Annotated in this window: 13 protein-coding genes; 10 read left to right on the forward strand and 3 right to left on the reverse strand. The window is 59.7% G+C overall.

From position 1 onward, the window contains the following. Positions 1 to 167 precede the first annotated feature (167 nt). Complete coding sequence (locus ABIE16_RS04805; protein ID WP_154861793.1) at positions 168 to 2,366, forward strand: hypothetical protein; 2,199 nt, start codon at positions 168 to 170, stop codon at positions 2,364 to 2,366. A 284-nt stretch (positions 2,367 to 2,650) separates the two neighbouring features. Here ABIE16_RS04805 and ABIE16_RS04810 read toward each other — a convergent pair whose 3' ends face one another. Further along, on the reverse strand, positions 2,651 to 2,956 hold the full coding sequence (locus ABIE16_RS04810; protein ID WP_008052913.1) for a DUF2288 domain-containing protein: 306 nt from the start codon (positions 2,954 to 2,956) through the stop codon (positions 2,651 to 2,653). A 350-nt stretch (positions 2,957 to 3,306) separates the two neighbouring features. On the opposite strand from ABIE16_RS04810, the gene ABIE16_RS04815 reads away from it, so the two are divergent. From ABIE16_RS04815 to ABIE16_RS04835, 5 genes are all read left to right on the forward strand, one after another. Beyond that, positions 3,307 to 4,434 (forward strand): branched-chain amino acid ABC transporter substrate-binding protein, encoded by a 1,128-nt coding sequence (locus ABIE16_RS04815; RefSeq protein ID WP_046816661.1) that lies wholly within the window; start codon positions 3,307 to 3,309, stop codon positions 4,432 to 4,434. A 233-nt stretch (positions 4,435 to 4,667) separates the two neighbouring features. Further along, positions 4,668 to 5,591 carry a high-affinity branched-chain amino acid ABC transporter permease LivH gene (livH, locus tag ABIE16_RS04820; RefSeq protein ID WP_007947264.1) on the forward strand — a complete coding sequence of 308 codons (924 nt, stop codon included), beginning with the start codon at positions 4,668 to 4,670 and terminating at the stop codon, positions 5,589 to 5,591. Next, a complete protein-coding gene (locus ABIE16_RS04825) occupies positions 5,588 to 6,844 on the forward strand; it encodes a high-affinity branched-chain amino acid ABC transporter permease LivM (protein WP_057716102.1) in 1,257 nt (418 codons plus the stop codon). The genes livH and ABIE16_RS04825 overlap by 4 nt, the downstream gene beginning before the upstream one ends. Next, positions 6,841 to 7,608 carry a high-affinity branched-chain amino acid ABC transporter ATP-binding protein LivG gene (gene livG, locus ABIE16_RS04830; protein WP_057716103.1) on the forward strand — a complete coding sequence of 256 codons (768 nt, stop codon included), beginning with the start codon at positions 6,841 to 6,843 and terminating at the stop codon, positions 7,606 to 7,608. The genes ABIE16_RS04825 and livG overlap by 4 nt, the downstream gene beginning before the upstream one ends. Beyond that, positions 7,609 to 8,310, forward strand: a complete 702-nt coding sequence (locus tag ABIE16_RS04835; RefSeq protein WP_057716104.1) for an ABC transporter ATP-binding protein — start codon at positions 7,609 to 7,611, stop codon at positions 8,308 to 8,310. It abuts the gene before it with no gap. Between the two features lie 200 nt (positions 8,311 to 8,510). Here ABIE16_RS04835 and ABIE16_RS04840 read toward each other — a convergent pair whose 3' ends face one another. Beyond that, a complete protein-coding gene (locus ABIE16_RS04840) occupies positions 8,511 to 9,419 on the reverse strand; it encodes a LysR family transcriptional regulator (RefSeq protein ID WP_218495061.1) in 909 nt (302 codons plus the stop codon). A 106-nt stretch (positions 9,420 to 9,525) separates the two neighbouring features. Between ABIE16_RS04840 and ABIE16_RS04845 the strand changes: the two genes are divergently transcribed. The 3 genes from ABIE16_RS04845 (at position 9,526) to ABIE16_RS04855 (ending at position 12,610) form a co-directional block, all read left to right on the forward strand. After that, positions 9,526 to 10,122, forward strand: coding sequence for a short chain dehydrogenase (locus ABIE16_RS04845; protein ID WP_429520645.1), 597 nt, complete (start codon positions 9,526 to 9,528; stop codon positions 10,120 to 10,122). Positions 10,123 to 10,232: 110 nt separating this feature from the next. Then, positions 10,233 to 10,901, forward strand: a complete 669-nt coding sequence (locus ABIE16_RS04850) for a COG3650 family protein (RefSeq protein ID WP_102669884.1) — start codon at positions 10,233 to 10,235, stop codon at positions 10,899 to 10,901. 95 nt (positions 10,902 to 10,996) lie between these two features. Next, positions 10,997 to 12,610, forward strand: a complete 1,614-nt coding sequence (locus ABIE16_RS04855; RefSeq protein ID WP_090453539.1) for an NAD(P)/FAD-dependent oxidoreductase — start codon at positions 10,997 to 10,999, stop codon at positions 12,608 to 12,610. Between the two features lie 143 nt (positions 12,611 to 12,753). Here the strand turns inward: ABIE16_RS04855 and ABIE16_RS04860 are convergent, their stop codons facing one another. Continuing rightward, the gene (locus ABIE16_RS04860; protein ID WP_173677912.1) at positions 12,754 to 13,851 is read right to left on the reverse strand and encodes a PLP-dependent cysteine synthase family protein; all 1,098 of its coding nucleotides are present in this window, start codon (positions 13,849 to 13,851) and stop codon (positions 12,754 to 12,756) included. A gap of 247 nt (positions 13,852 to 14,098) precedes the next feature. Here ABIE16_RS04860 and nhaA point away from each other — a divergent pair, with 247 nt between their 5' ends. Then, complete coding sequence (gene nhaA, locus ABIE16_RS04865) at positions 14,099 to 15,286, forward strand: Na+/H+ antiporter NhaA (RefSeq protein ID WP_057716110.1); 1,188 nt, start codon at positions 14,099 to 14,101, stop codon at positions 15,284 to 15,286. Positions 15,287 to 15,289: the final 3 nt, after the last annotated feature.

Below are 15,289 nucleotides of genomic sequence, written 5' to 3' on the forward strand. Positions count from 1 at the left end.
ATATTGGCCGATTCATCATGACTCAGGAAAGGATTCACTCCGAGCAATGCTCAGGCTAAAGACCAAGGCATGGTCCAAGTACGCGCTGAAAAAAGACGCGATTGTATTCCGTGACGGTTCGACGACAGTGAGTCGGCCAACCAATCAGCCCAGGTAGATGGCGAACTATGACTTCTAAAAACAACCCGGCCACTGCGGTAACCGATCTGACGTTGAGCCCCGCGGCCAACAGCCCGTCATCACCTAAGCCATTGATTCAATCGCGCCCGTTGGCGACCCAGCAATACCTGTACTTCACCGAAACCAACACCGACCGCATCCTCGACAACCTCGACGGCCTGCGCGACATGGTGTTCCCGCGCGCACCGCACCTGGAAGGCGACAGCGAACAGCACAGCGATCAGGAATTCCCGTCGGTATGCCTGATCGGCCTGGGCCGCTGTGGCTCGAACATTGCGCTGGACGTGGCGGAACTGGTGTACAACGCCCGCAAGTTCTACCTCAATGAATTCAATAACGAAGATCGCCTGTCGCCGGACAAGCGCTTTGCCGAAAAGGGTTACAGCCCGGCCCAGTGGATCCGCAACAACCTGCGCCTGGGCCAGAACAAAAACACCAAGCCGGTGTTTCTGGTCGAGCCGCTGGTGATGCTCGGCGACCTGGACAAGGACATCGCCGGGCGCATCCGTTTCTCGCGCAAGGGCGAAAAAAGCGGCTTTCTGCGCGACTACAGCAAGATGAAGATCATGGACCTGTCGGAAGTCCACGCCGGTGGCGCCGGTAACGCGCCGATCCTCGGCCAGTACCTGGCCAAGATCATCCTGAACAAGGACACCCAGCGCTTCTCCAGCCCCGACTGGAAAATGATTCACTCGTACCTGATCGACAGCTGCGGCATCAAGGCCAACCAGTCGCGCCTGTATTTCTCGATCTTCAGTGCCGGCGGCGGTACCGGCTCGGGCATGGCCTCAGAGTTCGGCCTGGCCCAGCAGCACTCGTACATGAACAAGACGTTCGACACCAAGCCGATGGACGAGCACGACAGCAAGAGCGGCCACTCCTTCGTCTTCGAACCGATCTTCACCAGTGGCATCTGTGTACTGCCGAACATTTCAGATCACCGCAGTGAAATGTCCGAGGCGCTGCACATCAACGCCGGTCGCCTGTTGTGCAAATACCTGTCGGAAGAGTGGGACTTCTCCTACAACTTCGCCAACGAAGACAGCAGCGAAGCCAGCGTCATGGGCCGCATCCGCCCATGGAACGCGATGATGCTGATCTCCAACGACATCATGCGTTACGCCGAAGAGAACGATGACGGCAATATCCAGAACATTGATGTCAATGCCATGGAAAAGCATGCCAACCAATATATCTCGCAGCAGATCTTCAACATTCTGACGGCCCAGGCGGTGACCACCGACTACGACCAGAACTATTTCCGTCGCGCCGGCATCGACATCGGCGAAACCATCCGCCTGGACGCCAACGACCTGTTCATGAGCCTGGCCGGTCCGGTGGCGATTGCCTACGCCGAGTCCGTGGTGCCGGAAACCCCGGCGCCGAGCAGCGACAAATTCAAGGTGTTCGAGAAAGAGCCGCAACGCCTGAACATCGACGACCTGTTCTTCCGCTCGATCGACCTGCCGCACTTCAACAAGGTCACCCAGGCCATCGAGGGCATCAGCCTGTTGCCGATCGAGTCCAAGCGCTATCGTGCGTCACTGGAGCAGTACAAGAACTCGGGTTACGACGCGGCGGCCCTGCATGACCTGCACTTCTTCAAGAATTGCTCGTCGGTGGTGTCGATCGTTTCGTTGCCGAAGGACTACAAGCTGTCCTACATGGATTTGAACCGGTTGAAGACTCATCTCAACAGCCTGTTCCCCAACACCACGCTCAAGCGCTACGCGCTGGTGATCGGTGCTTCGGCCAACCTGTCGCTGACCACCCTGATCGCCAAGAGCCCGTGCCTGTCGGACGATTTCCTGACGCTGATCGTGGCCTTCATCAAGCGCTGCTTCGCGAAAAACCCGTACCGCTTCGACGAGACCCTGGACAACTCGATCCTGGACTTCATCATCAACGAACAGTTCGATGAAGACCGGATTGACGAACTACTCAACGAATTCGAGAACCCGGCGAAGATCCTCGATACCAACTGGTACGCGATCAAGCCGATGTACGAGAAGAAGTACCGTGAGCTGATCAACGACAAGGACAAGTTCGTCTCGATCAACGACATCCGCCTGTCCCGGGATTGCGTGAAGAAATCGATCAAGTACCTGCGCGAGATCTACCGTCACCGCATCGGCAAGACCAAGGTTATTTCGTTGAATAACCATACGGGTAAGACCGCTCACTAAGCGTCGTCCCCATTCGCGAGCAAGCCCGCTCCCACATTCGACTGCATTCCTTCTGGAAGAACACGGTTAAATGTGGGAGCGGGCTTGCTCGCGAAGGCGGCCCCACAATCAACGCAATTCAACATTCAGAAACAATTGAGCAGACGTTCAGTTGCCCTCCCAACTGTTCCCGTTACGTTTACGTCACCGTGAGGCTGTGGCCTTTCTCTACGGCAACATGCCATCACGCTACTCGGCTACACACTTTTCCCTCAGAAATGAACGCACCAATCAGGTGCAACCTTTTAAGCCTGCGCCCTTTCCTGGATCAGAATCCACGGCGAAACAACCACGGCCCACAGCTGTGGATCACGTTCAAAAAGATCCAGCGCCCGCGTTTCAGAGAGCTTGCCGAGCTTGTCGGCGGCCAGCCAGGCAGCCACTTTCTCCCCTTCATCCTGGGCCACGGCCTCGGCGGCGGCGATCAGATCCAGGCCAGGATCGACCCACAATAGGGCACCCTTGGCGAAGAACGGCTCCAGCTCTTTCCAGGTAATAGATGCGGTTTCACCAAGCAGCTTGGCATAGAGGGTGCTAGGTTCTTGATTCATGGGACTGTCCGGAAAAGAAATCGACGCGAATGATAACGTCGGTGGACTGGCAGAAAAACCCGGATGCAATTGAGTGACCGAAATGAAAAGCGCAGGAAAGCCAGGGAATGCACTGAATACGGCTATAAGCCCCTCAACACCCCGCCGCAATTCTGTCTTTTACTTTCAATAAAGCGACACTTGCAGGTTTTGTCCCCCGGCGCTGCCTTCCCAGGCTGACAATCGGCGCTCTACACTGTACCGGTACAGTTGCCGAGGGACTTTTCCGGGGAATGTCGCAGATATCCGACCCGGTTCTGCTGCTTTCGGCGCCAGGACTATAAAAACTACAACAGTAAGAGTGGAGCACTATGACTAAGGCTACTAAGCAGATTTCCAAACTGTTTGCCGCTATGGTTCTGGCCGGGGTTGCCAGCCATTCGTTCGCAGCTGACACCATCAAGATCGGCATCGCCGGCCCTAAGACCGGCCCTGTAGCCCAATACGGCGACATGCAGTTCAGTGGCGCCAAAATGGCCATCGAGCAAATCAACGCCAAGGGCGGCGTGGACGGCAAGAAACTCGAAGCCGTTGAATACGATGACGCCTGTGATCCGAAACAAGCTGTGGCAGTCGCGAACAAGGTCGTCAACGACGGCGTCAAGTTCGTAGTCGGTCACCTGTGCTCCAGCTCCACTCAACCGGCTTCGGACATCTACGAAGACGAAGGCGTGATCATGATCACCCCGGCTGCCACCAGCCCGGACATCACCGCCCGTGGTTACAAAATGGTGTTCCGCACCATCGGTCTGGACAGCGCCCAGGGCCCTGCCGCCGGTAACTACATTGCCGACTTCGTAAAACCGAAGATCGTTGCTGTTCTGCACGACAAACAGCAATACGGTGAAGGCATCGCCTCTGCCGTGAAGAAAACCCTGGAAGGAAAAGGCGTCAAGGTTGCCGTGTTCGAAGGCGTCAACGCCGGCGACAAAGACTTCTCCTCGATGATCGCCAAGCTCAAGCAAGCCAACGTCGACTTCGTCTACTACGGCGGCTACCACCCGGAGCTGGGCCTGATCCTGCGTCAGTCTGCGGAAAAAGGCCTGAAAGCCAAGTTCATGGGTCCGGAAGGCGTGGGTAACGACTCCATTTCGCAGATCGCCAAGGACGCTTCCGAAGGCCTGCTGGTGACCCTGCCGAAATCCTTCGACCAGGATCCGGCCAACGTTGCCCTGGCTGATGCGTTCAAAGCCAAGAAAGAAGATCCAAGCGGTCCGTTCGTGTTCCCGGCCTACTCGGCTGTGACCGTGATCGCCGACGGCATCAAGGCTGCCAAGTCCGAAGACTCCGCCAAAGTGGCTGAAGCCATCCACGCCGGCACCTTCAAGACGCCTACCGGCGACCTGAGCTTCGACGAGAAAGGCGACCTGAAAGACTTCAAATTCGTGGTTTACGAGTGGCACTTCGGCAAACCAAAAACTGAAGCCAAGCCTCAGTAAGGCGTTGCCAGACTGACTGCCAATAAAGCCCACGGCGTGCCGTGGGCTTTGTTTTACGAACGTATCTGGGCCGCGCTGGCGTGATCCGCCAGTCTCCCCACCTGAAAATCTCAAAACCGTCATCAGCGGTTCGCTGGCAAACCCCGAATTCGAAGTGGATGCAGATCCACGGGGCTCGGGCGGGAAAATGACTCCACCAGTGAAATGCGTATCAGGTTTTTAGGAGCGCTGTAATGCCTGACATCTATCACTTCTTCCAACAGCTGGTTAATGGCCTGACCATTGGCAGCACGTATGCCCTGATCGCCATCGGCTATACGATGGTCTACGGCATCATTGGAATGATCAACTTCGCCCATGGCGAGGTGTACATGATTGGCTCCTACGTGGCGTTCATCGCCATCGCCGGGCTGGCCATGCTGGGACTCGACAGCGTGCCGCTGTTGATGACCGCCGCTTTTCTCGCAACCATCGTTGTAACCAGTGCCTACGGCTACAGCATCGAACGGATCGCCTACCGCCCCTTGCGCGGCAGCAACCGTCTGATCCCGCTGATCTCCGCCATCGGCATGTCGATCTTCCTGCAGAACACCGTTCTGCTGGCGCAAGACTCCAAGGACAAATCCATCCCCAACCTGATTCCGGGCAACTTTGCCTTTGGGCCAGGTGGCGCACATGAAGTGCTGATTTCCTACATGCAAATCGTGGTGTTCGTGGTGACTCTCGTCGCCATGCTCGGCCTGACCCTGTTCATCTCCCGCTCTCGCCTGGGCCGCGCCTGCCGTGCCTGTGCCGAAGACATCAAGATGGCCAACCTGCTGGGTATCAACACCAACAACATCATCGCCCTGACCTTCGTCATCGGTGCGGCTCTGGCAGCCATCGCCGCCGTGCTGCTGAGCATGCAATACGGCGTGATCAACCCGAACGCCGGTTTCCTCGTCGGCCTCAAGGCCTTCACCGCCGCGGTACTGGGCGGTATCGGCAGTATTCCGGGCGCCATGCTCGGCGGGCTGGTACTGGGTGTGGCGGAAGCCTTTGGTGCCGATATCTTCGGCGACCAGTACAAGGACGTCGTGGCGTTCGGCCTGCTGGTTCTGGTGCTGTTGTTCCGGCCAACCGGCCTGCTGGGCCGTCCGGAGGTTGAGAAGGTATGACTAGGAATCTTAAACAGGCGCTGTTCAGCGCTTTGCTGGTGTGGGCCGTGGCCTACCCGGTACTCGGTCTGAAGCTGACCATCGTCGGCATCAACCTCGAAGTTCATGGCACCAGCGACGCCACCCTGATCACCATCGCGGTGTGCTCGGTGCTGATGTTCCTGCGTGTGCTGTTCGACCAGCAGATCAGCTCGGCCTGGCGCTCTTCGCCGAGCATGCCGCTGATCCCGGCCAAGGCCAGCAACTTCCTGACCCTGCCGACCACCCAGCGCTGGATCATCATCGCGCTGATCGCCGGTGCCCTGGTCTGGCCGTTCTTCGGCTCTCGCGGTGCGGTCGATATCGCTACGCTGGTGCTGATCTACGTGATGCTCGGCCTCGGCCTGAACATCGTGGTCGGCCTGGCCGGTCTGCTCGACCTCGGTTACGTCGGTTTCTATGCCGTCGGCGCCTACAGCTACGCGCTGCTGTCGCACTACTACGGCCTGAGCTTCTGGATCTGCCTGCCGATCGCCGGCCTGATGGCGGCCACCTTCGGCTTCCTGCTCGGTTTCCCGGTGCTGCGTTTGCGTGGTGACTACCTGGCGATCGTGACCTTGGGCTTCGGTGAAATCATTCGTCTGTTCCTGCGTAACCTGACCGGCCTCACTGGCGGTCCGAACGGTATCAGCAACATCGAGAAGCCAACGTTCTTCGGCCTGACCTTCGAACGTAAAGCCGCGGAAGGCCTGCAAACCTTCCACGAGTACTTCGGCCTGGAATACAACTCGATCAACAAGGTGATCTTCCTCTACCTGGTTGCGCTGTTGCTTGCCCTGGGTGCGCTGTTCGTCATCAACCGTTTGCTGCGCATGCCGTTGGGCCGCGCCTGGGAAGCGTTGCGTGAAGACGAAATCGCCTGCCGTGCCCTGGGCCTGAACCCGACCGTCATCAAACTGTCGGCCTTCACCCTGGGTGCGAGCTTCGCCGGTTTCGCCGGTAGCTTCTTCGCTGCCCGTCAGGGTCTGGTGACGCCGGAGTCCTTCACCTTCATCGAGTCGGCGATCATCCTCGCCATCGTGGTGCTGGGTGGCATGGGCTCGCAGCTGGGCGTGATCCTCGCTGCCGTGGTGATGATCCTGCTGCCGGAAATGATGCGTGAGTTCAGTGAGTACCGCATGTTGATGTTCGGTGCCTTGATGGTACTGATGATGATCTGGCGCCCTCAGGGTCTGCTGCCCATGCAACGTCCTCACATGGAGCTGCGCAAATGAGCCGCGAGATCCTTAAAGTAGAAAACCTGAGCATGCGCTTCGGCGGCTTGCTGGCGGTCAACGGCGTAGCCTTGAGCGTGAAAGAGAAACAAGTGGTTGCGCTGATCGGCCCCAACGGCGCCGGCAAGACCACCGTGTTCAACTGCCTGACCGGCTTCTACAAGCCGAGCGGCGGCAGCATCCTGCTCGACGGCGAAGCGATCGAAGGCCTGCCGGGCCACAAGATTGCCCTCAAAGGCGTGGTGCGCACCTTCCAGAACGTGCGGTTGTTCAAGGACATGACGGCGGTCGAGAACCTCTTGATCGCCCAGCATCGTCACCTGAACACCAACTTCCTGTCCGGCCTGTTCAAGACCCCGTCGTTCCGCAAAAGCGAGCGCGAGGCCATGGATTTCGCCGAATTCTGGCTGGAAAAGGTCAATCTCAAGGAGTTCGCCAACCGTCCGGCCGGCACCCTGGCCTACGGTCAGCAACGTCGTCTGGAAATCGCCCGTTGCATGATGACCCGCCCGCGGATCCTCATGCTCGACGAACCGGCTGCCGGCCTGAACCCGAAGGAAACCGAGGACCTCAAGGCGCTGATCAGCATGCTGCGTGAAGAGCACAACGTCACCGTGCTGCTGATCGAACACGACATGAAGCTGGTCATGAGCATTTCCGACCACATTGTCGTGATCAACCAGGGCACTCCCCTGGCCAACGGTACGCCGGAACAGATCCGCGACAATCCTGAAGTGATCAAAGCCTACCTGGGGGAAGCGTAAATGCTGCAATTCGAAAACGTTTCCACCTTCTATGGCAAGATCCAGGCCCTGCACAGCGTCAACGTCGAAGTCCGCCAGGGCGAGATCGTGACCCTGATCGGTGCCAACGGTGCCGGCAAGTCCACGCTGCTGATGACGCTTTGCGGTTCGCCGCGCGCCCACAGCGGCAGCATCCGCTACATGGGTGAGGAACTGGTCGGCCAGGACTCTTCGCAGATCATGCGCAAGAGCATCGCCGTGGTGCCGGAAGGTCGTCGGGTGTTTTCCCGACTGACCGTTGAAGAAAACCTGTCCATGGGGGGTTTCTTCACCGCCAAGGGCGACTATCAGGAACAGATGGACAAGGTTCTCGGACTTTTCCCACGCCTGAAAGAACGCTTCAACCAGCGCGGCGGCACCATGTCCGGCGGCGAACAGCAAATGCTCGCCATCGGCCGTGCGCTGATGAGCAAGCCCAAGCTGTTGCTGCTCGACGAGCCATCACTGGGCCTGGCACCGATCATCATCCAGCAGATCTTCGACATCATCGAACAGCTGCGCAAGGACGGTGTGACAGTGTTCCTGGTCGAGCAGAACGCCAACCAGGCGCTGAAGATCGCTGACCGAGCCTACGTTCTGGAGAACGGCCGGGTGGTGATGACAGGCACCGGTGAAGCGCTGCTGACCGACCCGAAAGTGCGTGATGCGTACTTGGGCGGCTAAGCCTTAGCGGTAAACAAAAAAACGGCCTTTGCGGGCCGTTTTTTTATGTCTGCCAACCTCCCTGACTACGCAAACCCTCTTCTGTAGGAGCGAGCTTGCTCGCGAAAAACTGGAGGGCGCCACGTTCATTCAGACAGCCCTCGTCATCGTTAACGTCCATCGCGAGCAGGCTCGCTCCTACAGGACATGCGTGTGAAGACTTACAACCGATCCAGCACCTCCCCACTGCGCTTGAACCACCCGATCAAATAATCCGCCAGTACCTGCGTGCGCTTGGGCAAACCGCCCTGATACGGATGCACCAGGTACATCGGCATGCTGCGGGTCTGATAATCGCGCAGCAGCCATCGCAAGCGCCCGTCCGCCAGCTCTGTTGGCAAACAGTAGGATGGCAGGCGCGCAATACCGGCGCCGACCAGTGCGGCTTTCTTCAACAGGTTGTAGTGGTTGCTGGCGAACGGCCCCGACACTCGCACCCGCAACAACTCGTGCTGCTGGTGATACAGCCACTCTTCGCGGCCGCTGTAATGACTGTTGAGCAGGCAGCGATGCTCGGCCAGCGCCTGGGGGGTTTGCGGTTCACCGTATTGCTCCAGATAAGCCGGGCTGGCACAGGTCAGTTCTTGCCACGCCAACAGTGGACGCGCCACCAGTCGCTGGTCAATGGCCACGTCGGAACGAATCGCCAGATCGAAGCCGTCGCGAGACAGGTCGCGGTAGCTGTTGTTGAGCTCCAGCTCGATCTGCACCTGGGGATACCTGGCCGAGAACTCCAGCAACAGGCCATCGAAGAAGGTTTCCCCGAGCGACACCGGCACCGTCATCCGCACCGGGCCGGCCATGTCGTCCTTCAGGCGCGCCAGGGCCTGGCGCGCCCGCTCGACTTGCACCACCAGCGCCTGGGCCTGGGGCAACAACGCAGCACCGGCGGCCGTCAGGCTCAAGCGGCGGGTGGTACGTTGCAACAACACCACGGAAAACTGCGCTTCCAACTGGCTGATGCGCTTGGACAGCTGGCCTTTGCTGCAACCAAGCTGCTGCGCCGCCAGGGTAAAACTCCCCGCCTCGATCAACACCGCGAACGCCGCCAGGTCATCCATCTCGCTCATGGATTGTTTCCATTTGAAAACCAAAGGTTGCCTATTAGTGCGCTTATCCGGAGAAAAAACCACCCTAAACTGAAACCTCGTTCAACCCATACGAGGATCAGCCCCCATGAAAATTCTTTTGATCGGCGCAGGCGGCACCATCGGTTCGGCAGTCGACAAGGAACTGTCGCAACGCCACGAAATCATCCGCATCGGTCGCACCAGCGGCGACTTTCAGGTGGACATCAGTGACAGCACCTCGATTCGCAAGCTGTTCGAGCAGACCGGCAAATTCGATGCACTGGTGTGCGCGGCCGGTAACGTGACCTTCGCACCGCTCAACGAGATGACCGAAGAGAGCTTTGCCCTGGGCCTGAAAGACAAGCTCATGGGCCAGGTCAATTTGCTGCTGATCGGCCGCGACTTCGCCAATGACGGCGCTTCGTTCACCTTCACCACCGGCGTGCTCAGCCACGACCCGATTCGCAGTGGCGCCTCGGCGGCGCTGGTCAACGGTGCACTGGACAGCTTTGTCCGCGCCGCCGCCATCGAGCTACCGCGCGGCCTGCGGGTGAACTCGATCAGCCCGAACGTCCTGGTCGAAGCCATGGGCAAATACGCGCCGTACTTCCGTGGCTTCAAGCCGGTTTCTGCGGCGGATGTGGCCTTGGCCTACGCCAAGAGTGTGGAAGGCCTGCAAACGGGTCAGACCTTTCACATCTGAAGATGAAAAATCGCAACCTGCGTCCGCGCCAATACAAAGTGGAGACGATAACCGGTTGTGATGAACGGTCAGGCTGAGTAACGTGGCGGCACCTGTCAGGAGACCCCAAGATGCGTGTTGCCCGTTCCTTAGTCCTCGTTGCCCTGCTTCCGCTGTTCGCCGCTTGCCAGTTGTTCGAGGGCGAGCGGCAGAACGCCTCCCATGTCGGCCAGACACGCATGCAAGGCCAGTTGACCGCGGCGGACGGCAAACTGCTGTTCCAGCCGTGCAACCAGACAAACCGCTACGTGGTCAACGACACGGGCGGCACCAGCGTCCTGCAGCAGGCCGCAAACCTGGCGGACAAACAGGGCAAGCTGTTTGCCGACGTGCGCGGGCGGGTTGTGGCCGGCAGCGGTGGTGACGGCCAGCTCGATCTGGAGCAGTTGTACCGCGTCGAGCGCTCGGGCACCGCGTGCGACGATCCGAATTTCAAGTTGCTGATCCTGCGCGCCGCCGGCCACACCCCGGAGTGGAGCGTGAAAGTCAGCGGCAAAGGCATGGTCCTCGACCGGGCCGGCCAGCCGCCGTTGGCCGTGCCTTACGTCGAGGAGCAACTGGGCGATGGCCGTTTCAACCTCAGCACCGAAGCCAACAACCAGCACATCGAACTGTGGGTTGCACCGCAACGTTGCGTCGACAGCAGCACCGGCAGCATCCAGCACATGAGCGCCGAGCTGCGCATCGACGGTCAGGTACAGCGCGGCTGCGGGTATTTCGGCGGATCGCGCGACGACTGATCGTTTAAGCCTCACGGGCCTGCGCCTTTGAGGCTTATAATCGCGGGTTTCAAACGCCCTGGCGCAGTTGTGCGCCCCGCGAACCGGATCCCGCCATGTTACGAATCACCGAACTCAAGTTGCCGATCGACCATCCCGAAGAAGACCTGCGCCCTGCCATCGTGCAGCGCTTAGGGCTTGCCAGCGATGACCTGCTCGATTTCACCTTGTTCAAGCGCAGCTACGATGCGCGCAAAAAGTCCTCCGAACTGTGCTTCATCTACACCATCGACCTTGAAGTTCGCGATGAGGCGGCGGTACTGCACAAGTTTGCCGATGACCGTAACGTCAACGTGGCACCGGATGTCAGCTACAAGGAAGTCGGCCAGGCGCCGGCCGATCTGAGCGTGCGGCCGATCGTCGTCGGCTTCGGCCCGTGCGGGATTTTCGCCGGGCTGCTGCTGGCGCAAATGGGCTTCAAGCCGATCATCCTCGAACGCGGCACCGAAGTACGCCAGCGCACCAAGGACACCTGGGGCCTGTGGCGCAAAAGCGTTCTCAACCCGGAGTCCAACGTGCAGTTCGGTGAAGGCGGCGCGGGGACGTTCTCCGACGGCAAGCTCTATAGCCAGATCAAGGACCCGAAATTCCTCGGCCGTAAAGTCCTGCACGAATTCGTCAAGGCCGGTGCTCCGGAAGAAATCCTCTACGTCAGCAAACCGCACATCGGTACGTTCCGTCTGACCGGCGTGGTGGAAAACATGCGTGAGCAGATTCGCGCCCTGGGCGGTGAAGTGCGCTTCCAGCAGCGCGTCACCGACGTGTTGATCGAAGACGGCCAACTGGTCGGCGTCGAACTCAATGGCGGCGAACAGATCCACTCGAAACACGTGATCCTGGCCCTCGGCCACAGCGCCCGCGACACCTTCCGCATGCTTCACGGCCGTGGCGTGTTCATGGAAGCCAAGCCGTTCTCGGTGGGTTTCCGCATCGAGCACCCGCAGTCGCTGATCGACCGTGCGCGCCTGGGCAAGTACGCCGGCCACCCGAAACTGGGCGCCGCCGACTACAAGCTGGTGCACCACGCCAAGAACGGCCGTTCGGTCTACAGCTTCTGCATGTGCCCGGGCGGCACCGTGGTGGCGGCGACTTCCGAGCCAAACCGCGTGGTCACCAATGGCATGAGCCAGTACTCGCGTAATGAGCGCAATGCCAACTCCGGCATCGTCGTCGGCATCACGCCGGAAGTCGATTATCCGGGCGGCCCGCTGGCCGGTATCGAGCTGCAGGAACGCCTGGAGTCCCACGCATTCGTGCTGGGCGGCAGCAACTACGAAGCGCCGGCGCAACTGGTCGGCGATTTTATCGCGGGTAAACCGTCTACCGAACTGGGCAGCGTCGAGCCGTCCTACAAGCCGGGCGTTGCCCTGGGTGATCTGGCGCTGGCACTACCGGCATTCGCCATCGAAGCAATTCGCGAAGCCTTGCCGGCATTCGAGAAGCAGATTCGTGGTTACTCGCTGCACGACGCAGTGCTGACCGGGATCGAGACCCGCACCTCGTCGCCGCTGCGCATTACCCGTAACGAGTCGTTGCAGAGCCTGAACGTGAAGGGCTTGTTCCCGGCCGGTGAAGGGGCCGGTTATGCGGGCGGGATTCTGTCGGCGGGTGTTGACGGGATTCGCATTGCTGAAGCGGTGGCTCGGGATATCCTTGGCCTGGAAGCCTGATACGCGATCCCGGAAATAATGCAAAACCCTGTGGGAGCGAGCTTGCTCGCGATGGCGGTAAATCAGTCAACATATGCGTTGAATGTTATGCCGCCATCGCGAGCAAGCTCGCTCCCACAGGGGTATTCAATGTCTGAAAGATCTCAGATATTGGCGCGCAAAACCGAGTCCGGCAACGGCTCACCCCGCTCCACCGTCGCTGCCACCGCAGCCATCAAACCGCTCAGTTCATACCCCTGAGCCTTGAGCCAGCCCTGATCGTAATAGGTCGTGGCATAGCGCTCGCCGCCGTCGCACAGAATCGCCACCATCGACCCCGTCTCCCCTGCCGCCTTCATGTGCTGGGCGGCCATCAGTGCGCCGATCAGGTTGGTCCCGCTCGACCCGCCCACATGCCGTCCCAGACGCTCCGCCAGGTAGTGCATGGCCGCCAGCGACAAGGCATCCGGTACCTTGACCATCGCGTCGATCACCTTGGGCAGAAACGACGCTTCCACGCGCGGCCGGCCGATGCCTTCGATACGCGAGCCGTGGTCCAGTCGCAGGCTGGCATCGCCGGTCTGGTAGTAATCGAAGAACACCGAACGCTCGGCATCGGCACACAGCACGCGGGTGCCATGCTGGCGATAACGCACGTATCGGCCCAGGGTGGCCGTGGTGCCGCCGGTACCGGGGCTGGAAATCAGCCAACTCGGTTCGGGATGCTGCTCGAAACGCATCTGCTGAAAGATCGACTCGGCAATGTTGTTGTTCGCCCGCCAGTCGGTGGCGCGCTCGGCGTAGGTGAACTGGTCGATGAAGTGCCCGTCGTGTTCACGGGCCAGGCGCTCGGACTCGGCGTAGATCTGGGTCGGATCGTCCACCAGGTGGCTTTGGCCACCGTAGAAGGCGATCTGCGCAATCTTCTCCTTGGACGTGGTCGCCGGCATCACCGCAATGAACGGCAAGCCCAGCATGCGCGCGAAGTACGCTTCGGAAATCGCCGTCGAACCGCTGGATGCCTCAATCACCGGCGCACCGGGCTTGAGCCAGCCGTTACACAGCGCATACAGGAACAGCGAACGGGCCAGGCGGTGCTTGAGGCTGCCCGTGGGGTGGCTGGACTCGTCCTTGAAGTACAACTCGATGCCTGGAAAACCCGGCAGCGGCAAGGGGATCAAGTGGGTGTCGGCGCTGCGCTGGAAATCGGCTTCGATGATCCGAATCGCTTCGCGGGACCACTGTCGGTTGTCGCTCATGATGGTTTTCTCGTTGTATCGGGCAGGAGTCGGCCTTTTGACAAGGCTCATCCAACAAGCTTAGGAAAAATCCTGCATCCAGCACAGGTACAGATGAAATCCAATACGCCCGGCAACTGCTAGGCTCAGGTCGGTGCCGAGGGATCACTCTGTAACGGTATATAACAAAAAAGAATATAACTTTTGTTTTAACAACTAACGGTACTTGTTAGGGTGTAACACCTTTTGAATTCATGGATGGAGAGCGACCTTGCCTCTGCGTAGCACTTTCACGCGTTTCTTTCAGTTGGAAGCTGCCAGCGGTCTGTTACTGATCGCCGCTGCCGTTCTGGCTCTGATCATCAACAACTCGCCGCTGTCGTGGCTGTACAACGGCCTGCTGGACACCCCCGTGGTGGCGCAGATCGGCGCACTGAAAATCGCCAAGCCCTTGCTGCTCTGGATCAACGACGGCCTGATGGCGCTGTTCTTCCTGCTGATCGGCCTGGAAGTGAAGCGCGAAGTCCTCGACGGCCAGTTGTCCAAACCGTCGCAGATCGTCCTGCCCGGTGCCGCCGCCATTGGTGGCATGGTGGTGCCGGCGCTGATCTACTGGTACCTCAATCGCGACACGCCAGCCGCCCTGAACGGCTGGGCAATCCCGACCGCCACCGACATCGCCTTCGCCCTTGGCGTACTGGCGCTGCTGGGCAAACGGGTTCCGGTATCGCTGAAACTGTTCCTGATGACCCTGGCGATCATCGACGACCTTGGCGCGATCATCATCATTGCGATCTTCTATTCCGGCGCGCTGTCGACCCTGTCTCTGGCGCTGGCCGCGACCTGTATTGCGGCGCTGATCGGGATGAACCGGCTTGGCGTGGTCAAGCTCGGGCCGTACATGATCATTGGACTGATCCTCTGGGTCTGCGTGCTCAAGAGCGGTGTCCACGCCACCCTGGCCGGCGTGACCCTGGCATTCTGCATTCCGTTGCGCACGAAAAATGCCGAACCTTCGCCACTGCTTGCCCTGGAGCATGCCCTGCACCCGTGGGTCGCCTACGGCATCCTGCCACTGTTCGCCTTTGCCAACGCCGGCCTGTCCCTGAGCGGTGTCACTGTCGAGAGCTTCACTCACCATGTCCCCATGGGCATCGCCATCGGACTGCTGCTGGGCAAGACCGTCGGTGTCTTCGGCCTGACCTGGCTGGCCGTGAAAACCGGTATCGCCGCCCTGCCCCAAGGTGCCAATTGGGGCCAGATACTGGGCGTGGCGATTCTCTGTGGCATCGGTTTTACGATGAGCCTGTTTGTCGGCTCGCTGGCCTTCGAGCCAGGCGTGAGTGATTTCGCCGGGATGGACCGCATGGGGATCTTGACCGGTTCGATTCTGGCTGCGCTGATCGGTTATGTGGTGACGGCGATGGCGAGCCGCAAGAACAGCGCGCTGGCTTCCTGATAA

Origin of the sequence: Pseudomonas sp. 2725, from assembly GCF_050434585.1 — a bacterium.
GTDB lineage: Bacteria > Pseudomonadota > Gammaproteobacteria > Pseudomonadales > Pseudomonadaceae > Aquipseudomonas > Aquipseudomonas jessenii.

Bases quoted from the DNA above. Each gene is read 5' to 3' on its own strand.
- ABIE16_RS04805 (WP_154861793.1), top strand. From the start codon at position 168: ATGACTTCTAAAAACAACCCGGCCACTGCGGTAACCGATCTGACGTTG.
- ABIE16_RS04845 (WP_429520645.1), top strand. From the start codon at position 9,526: ATGAAAATTCTTTTGATCGGCGCAGGCGGCACCATCGGTTCGGCAGTC.
- ABIE16_RS04810 (WP_008052913.1), bottom strand. From the start codon at position 2,956: ATGAATCAAGAACCTAGCACCCTCTATGCCAAGCTGCTTGGTGAAACC.
- ABIE16_RS04855 (WP_090453539.1), top strand. From the start codon at position 10,997: ATGTTACGAATCACCGAACTCAAGTTGCCGATCGACCATCCCGAAGAA.
- livH (WP_007947264.1), top strand. From the start codon at position 4,668: ATGCCTGACATCTATCACTTCTTCCAACAGCTGGTTAATGGCCTGACC.
- livG (WP_057716103.1), top strand. From the start codon at position 6,841: ATGAGCCGCGAGATCCTTAAAGTAGAAAACCTGAGCATGCGCTTCGGC.
- ABIE16_RS04815 (WP_046816661.1), top strand. From the start codon at position 3,307: ATGACTAAGGCTACTAAGCAGATTTCCAAACTGTTTGCCGCTATGGTT.
- ABIE16_RS04835 (WP_057716104.1), top strand. From the start codon at position 7,609: ATGCTGCAATTCGAAAACGTTTCCACCTTCTATGGCAAGATCCAGGCC.
- ABIE16_RS04850 (WP_102669884.1), top strand. From the start codon at position 10,233: ATGCGTGTTGCCCGTTCCTTAGTCCTCGTTGCCCTGCTTCCGCTGTTC.
- ABIE16_RS04840 (WP_218495061.1), bottom strand. From the start codon at position 9,419: ATGAGCGAGATGGATGACCTGGCGGCGTTCGCGGTGTTGATCGAGGCG.
- ABIE16_RS04825 (WP_057716102.1), top strand. From the start codon at position 5,588: ATGACTAGGAATCTTAAACAGGCGCTGTTCAGCGCTTTGCTGGTGTGG.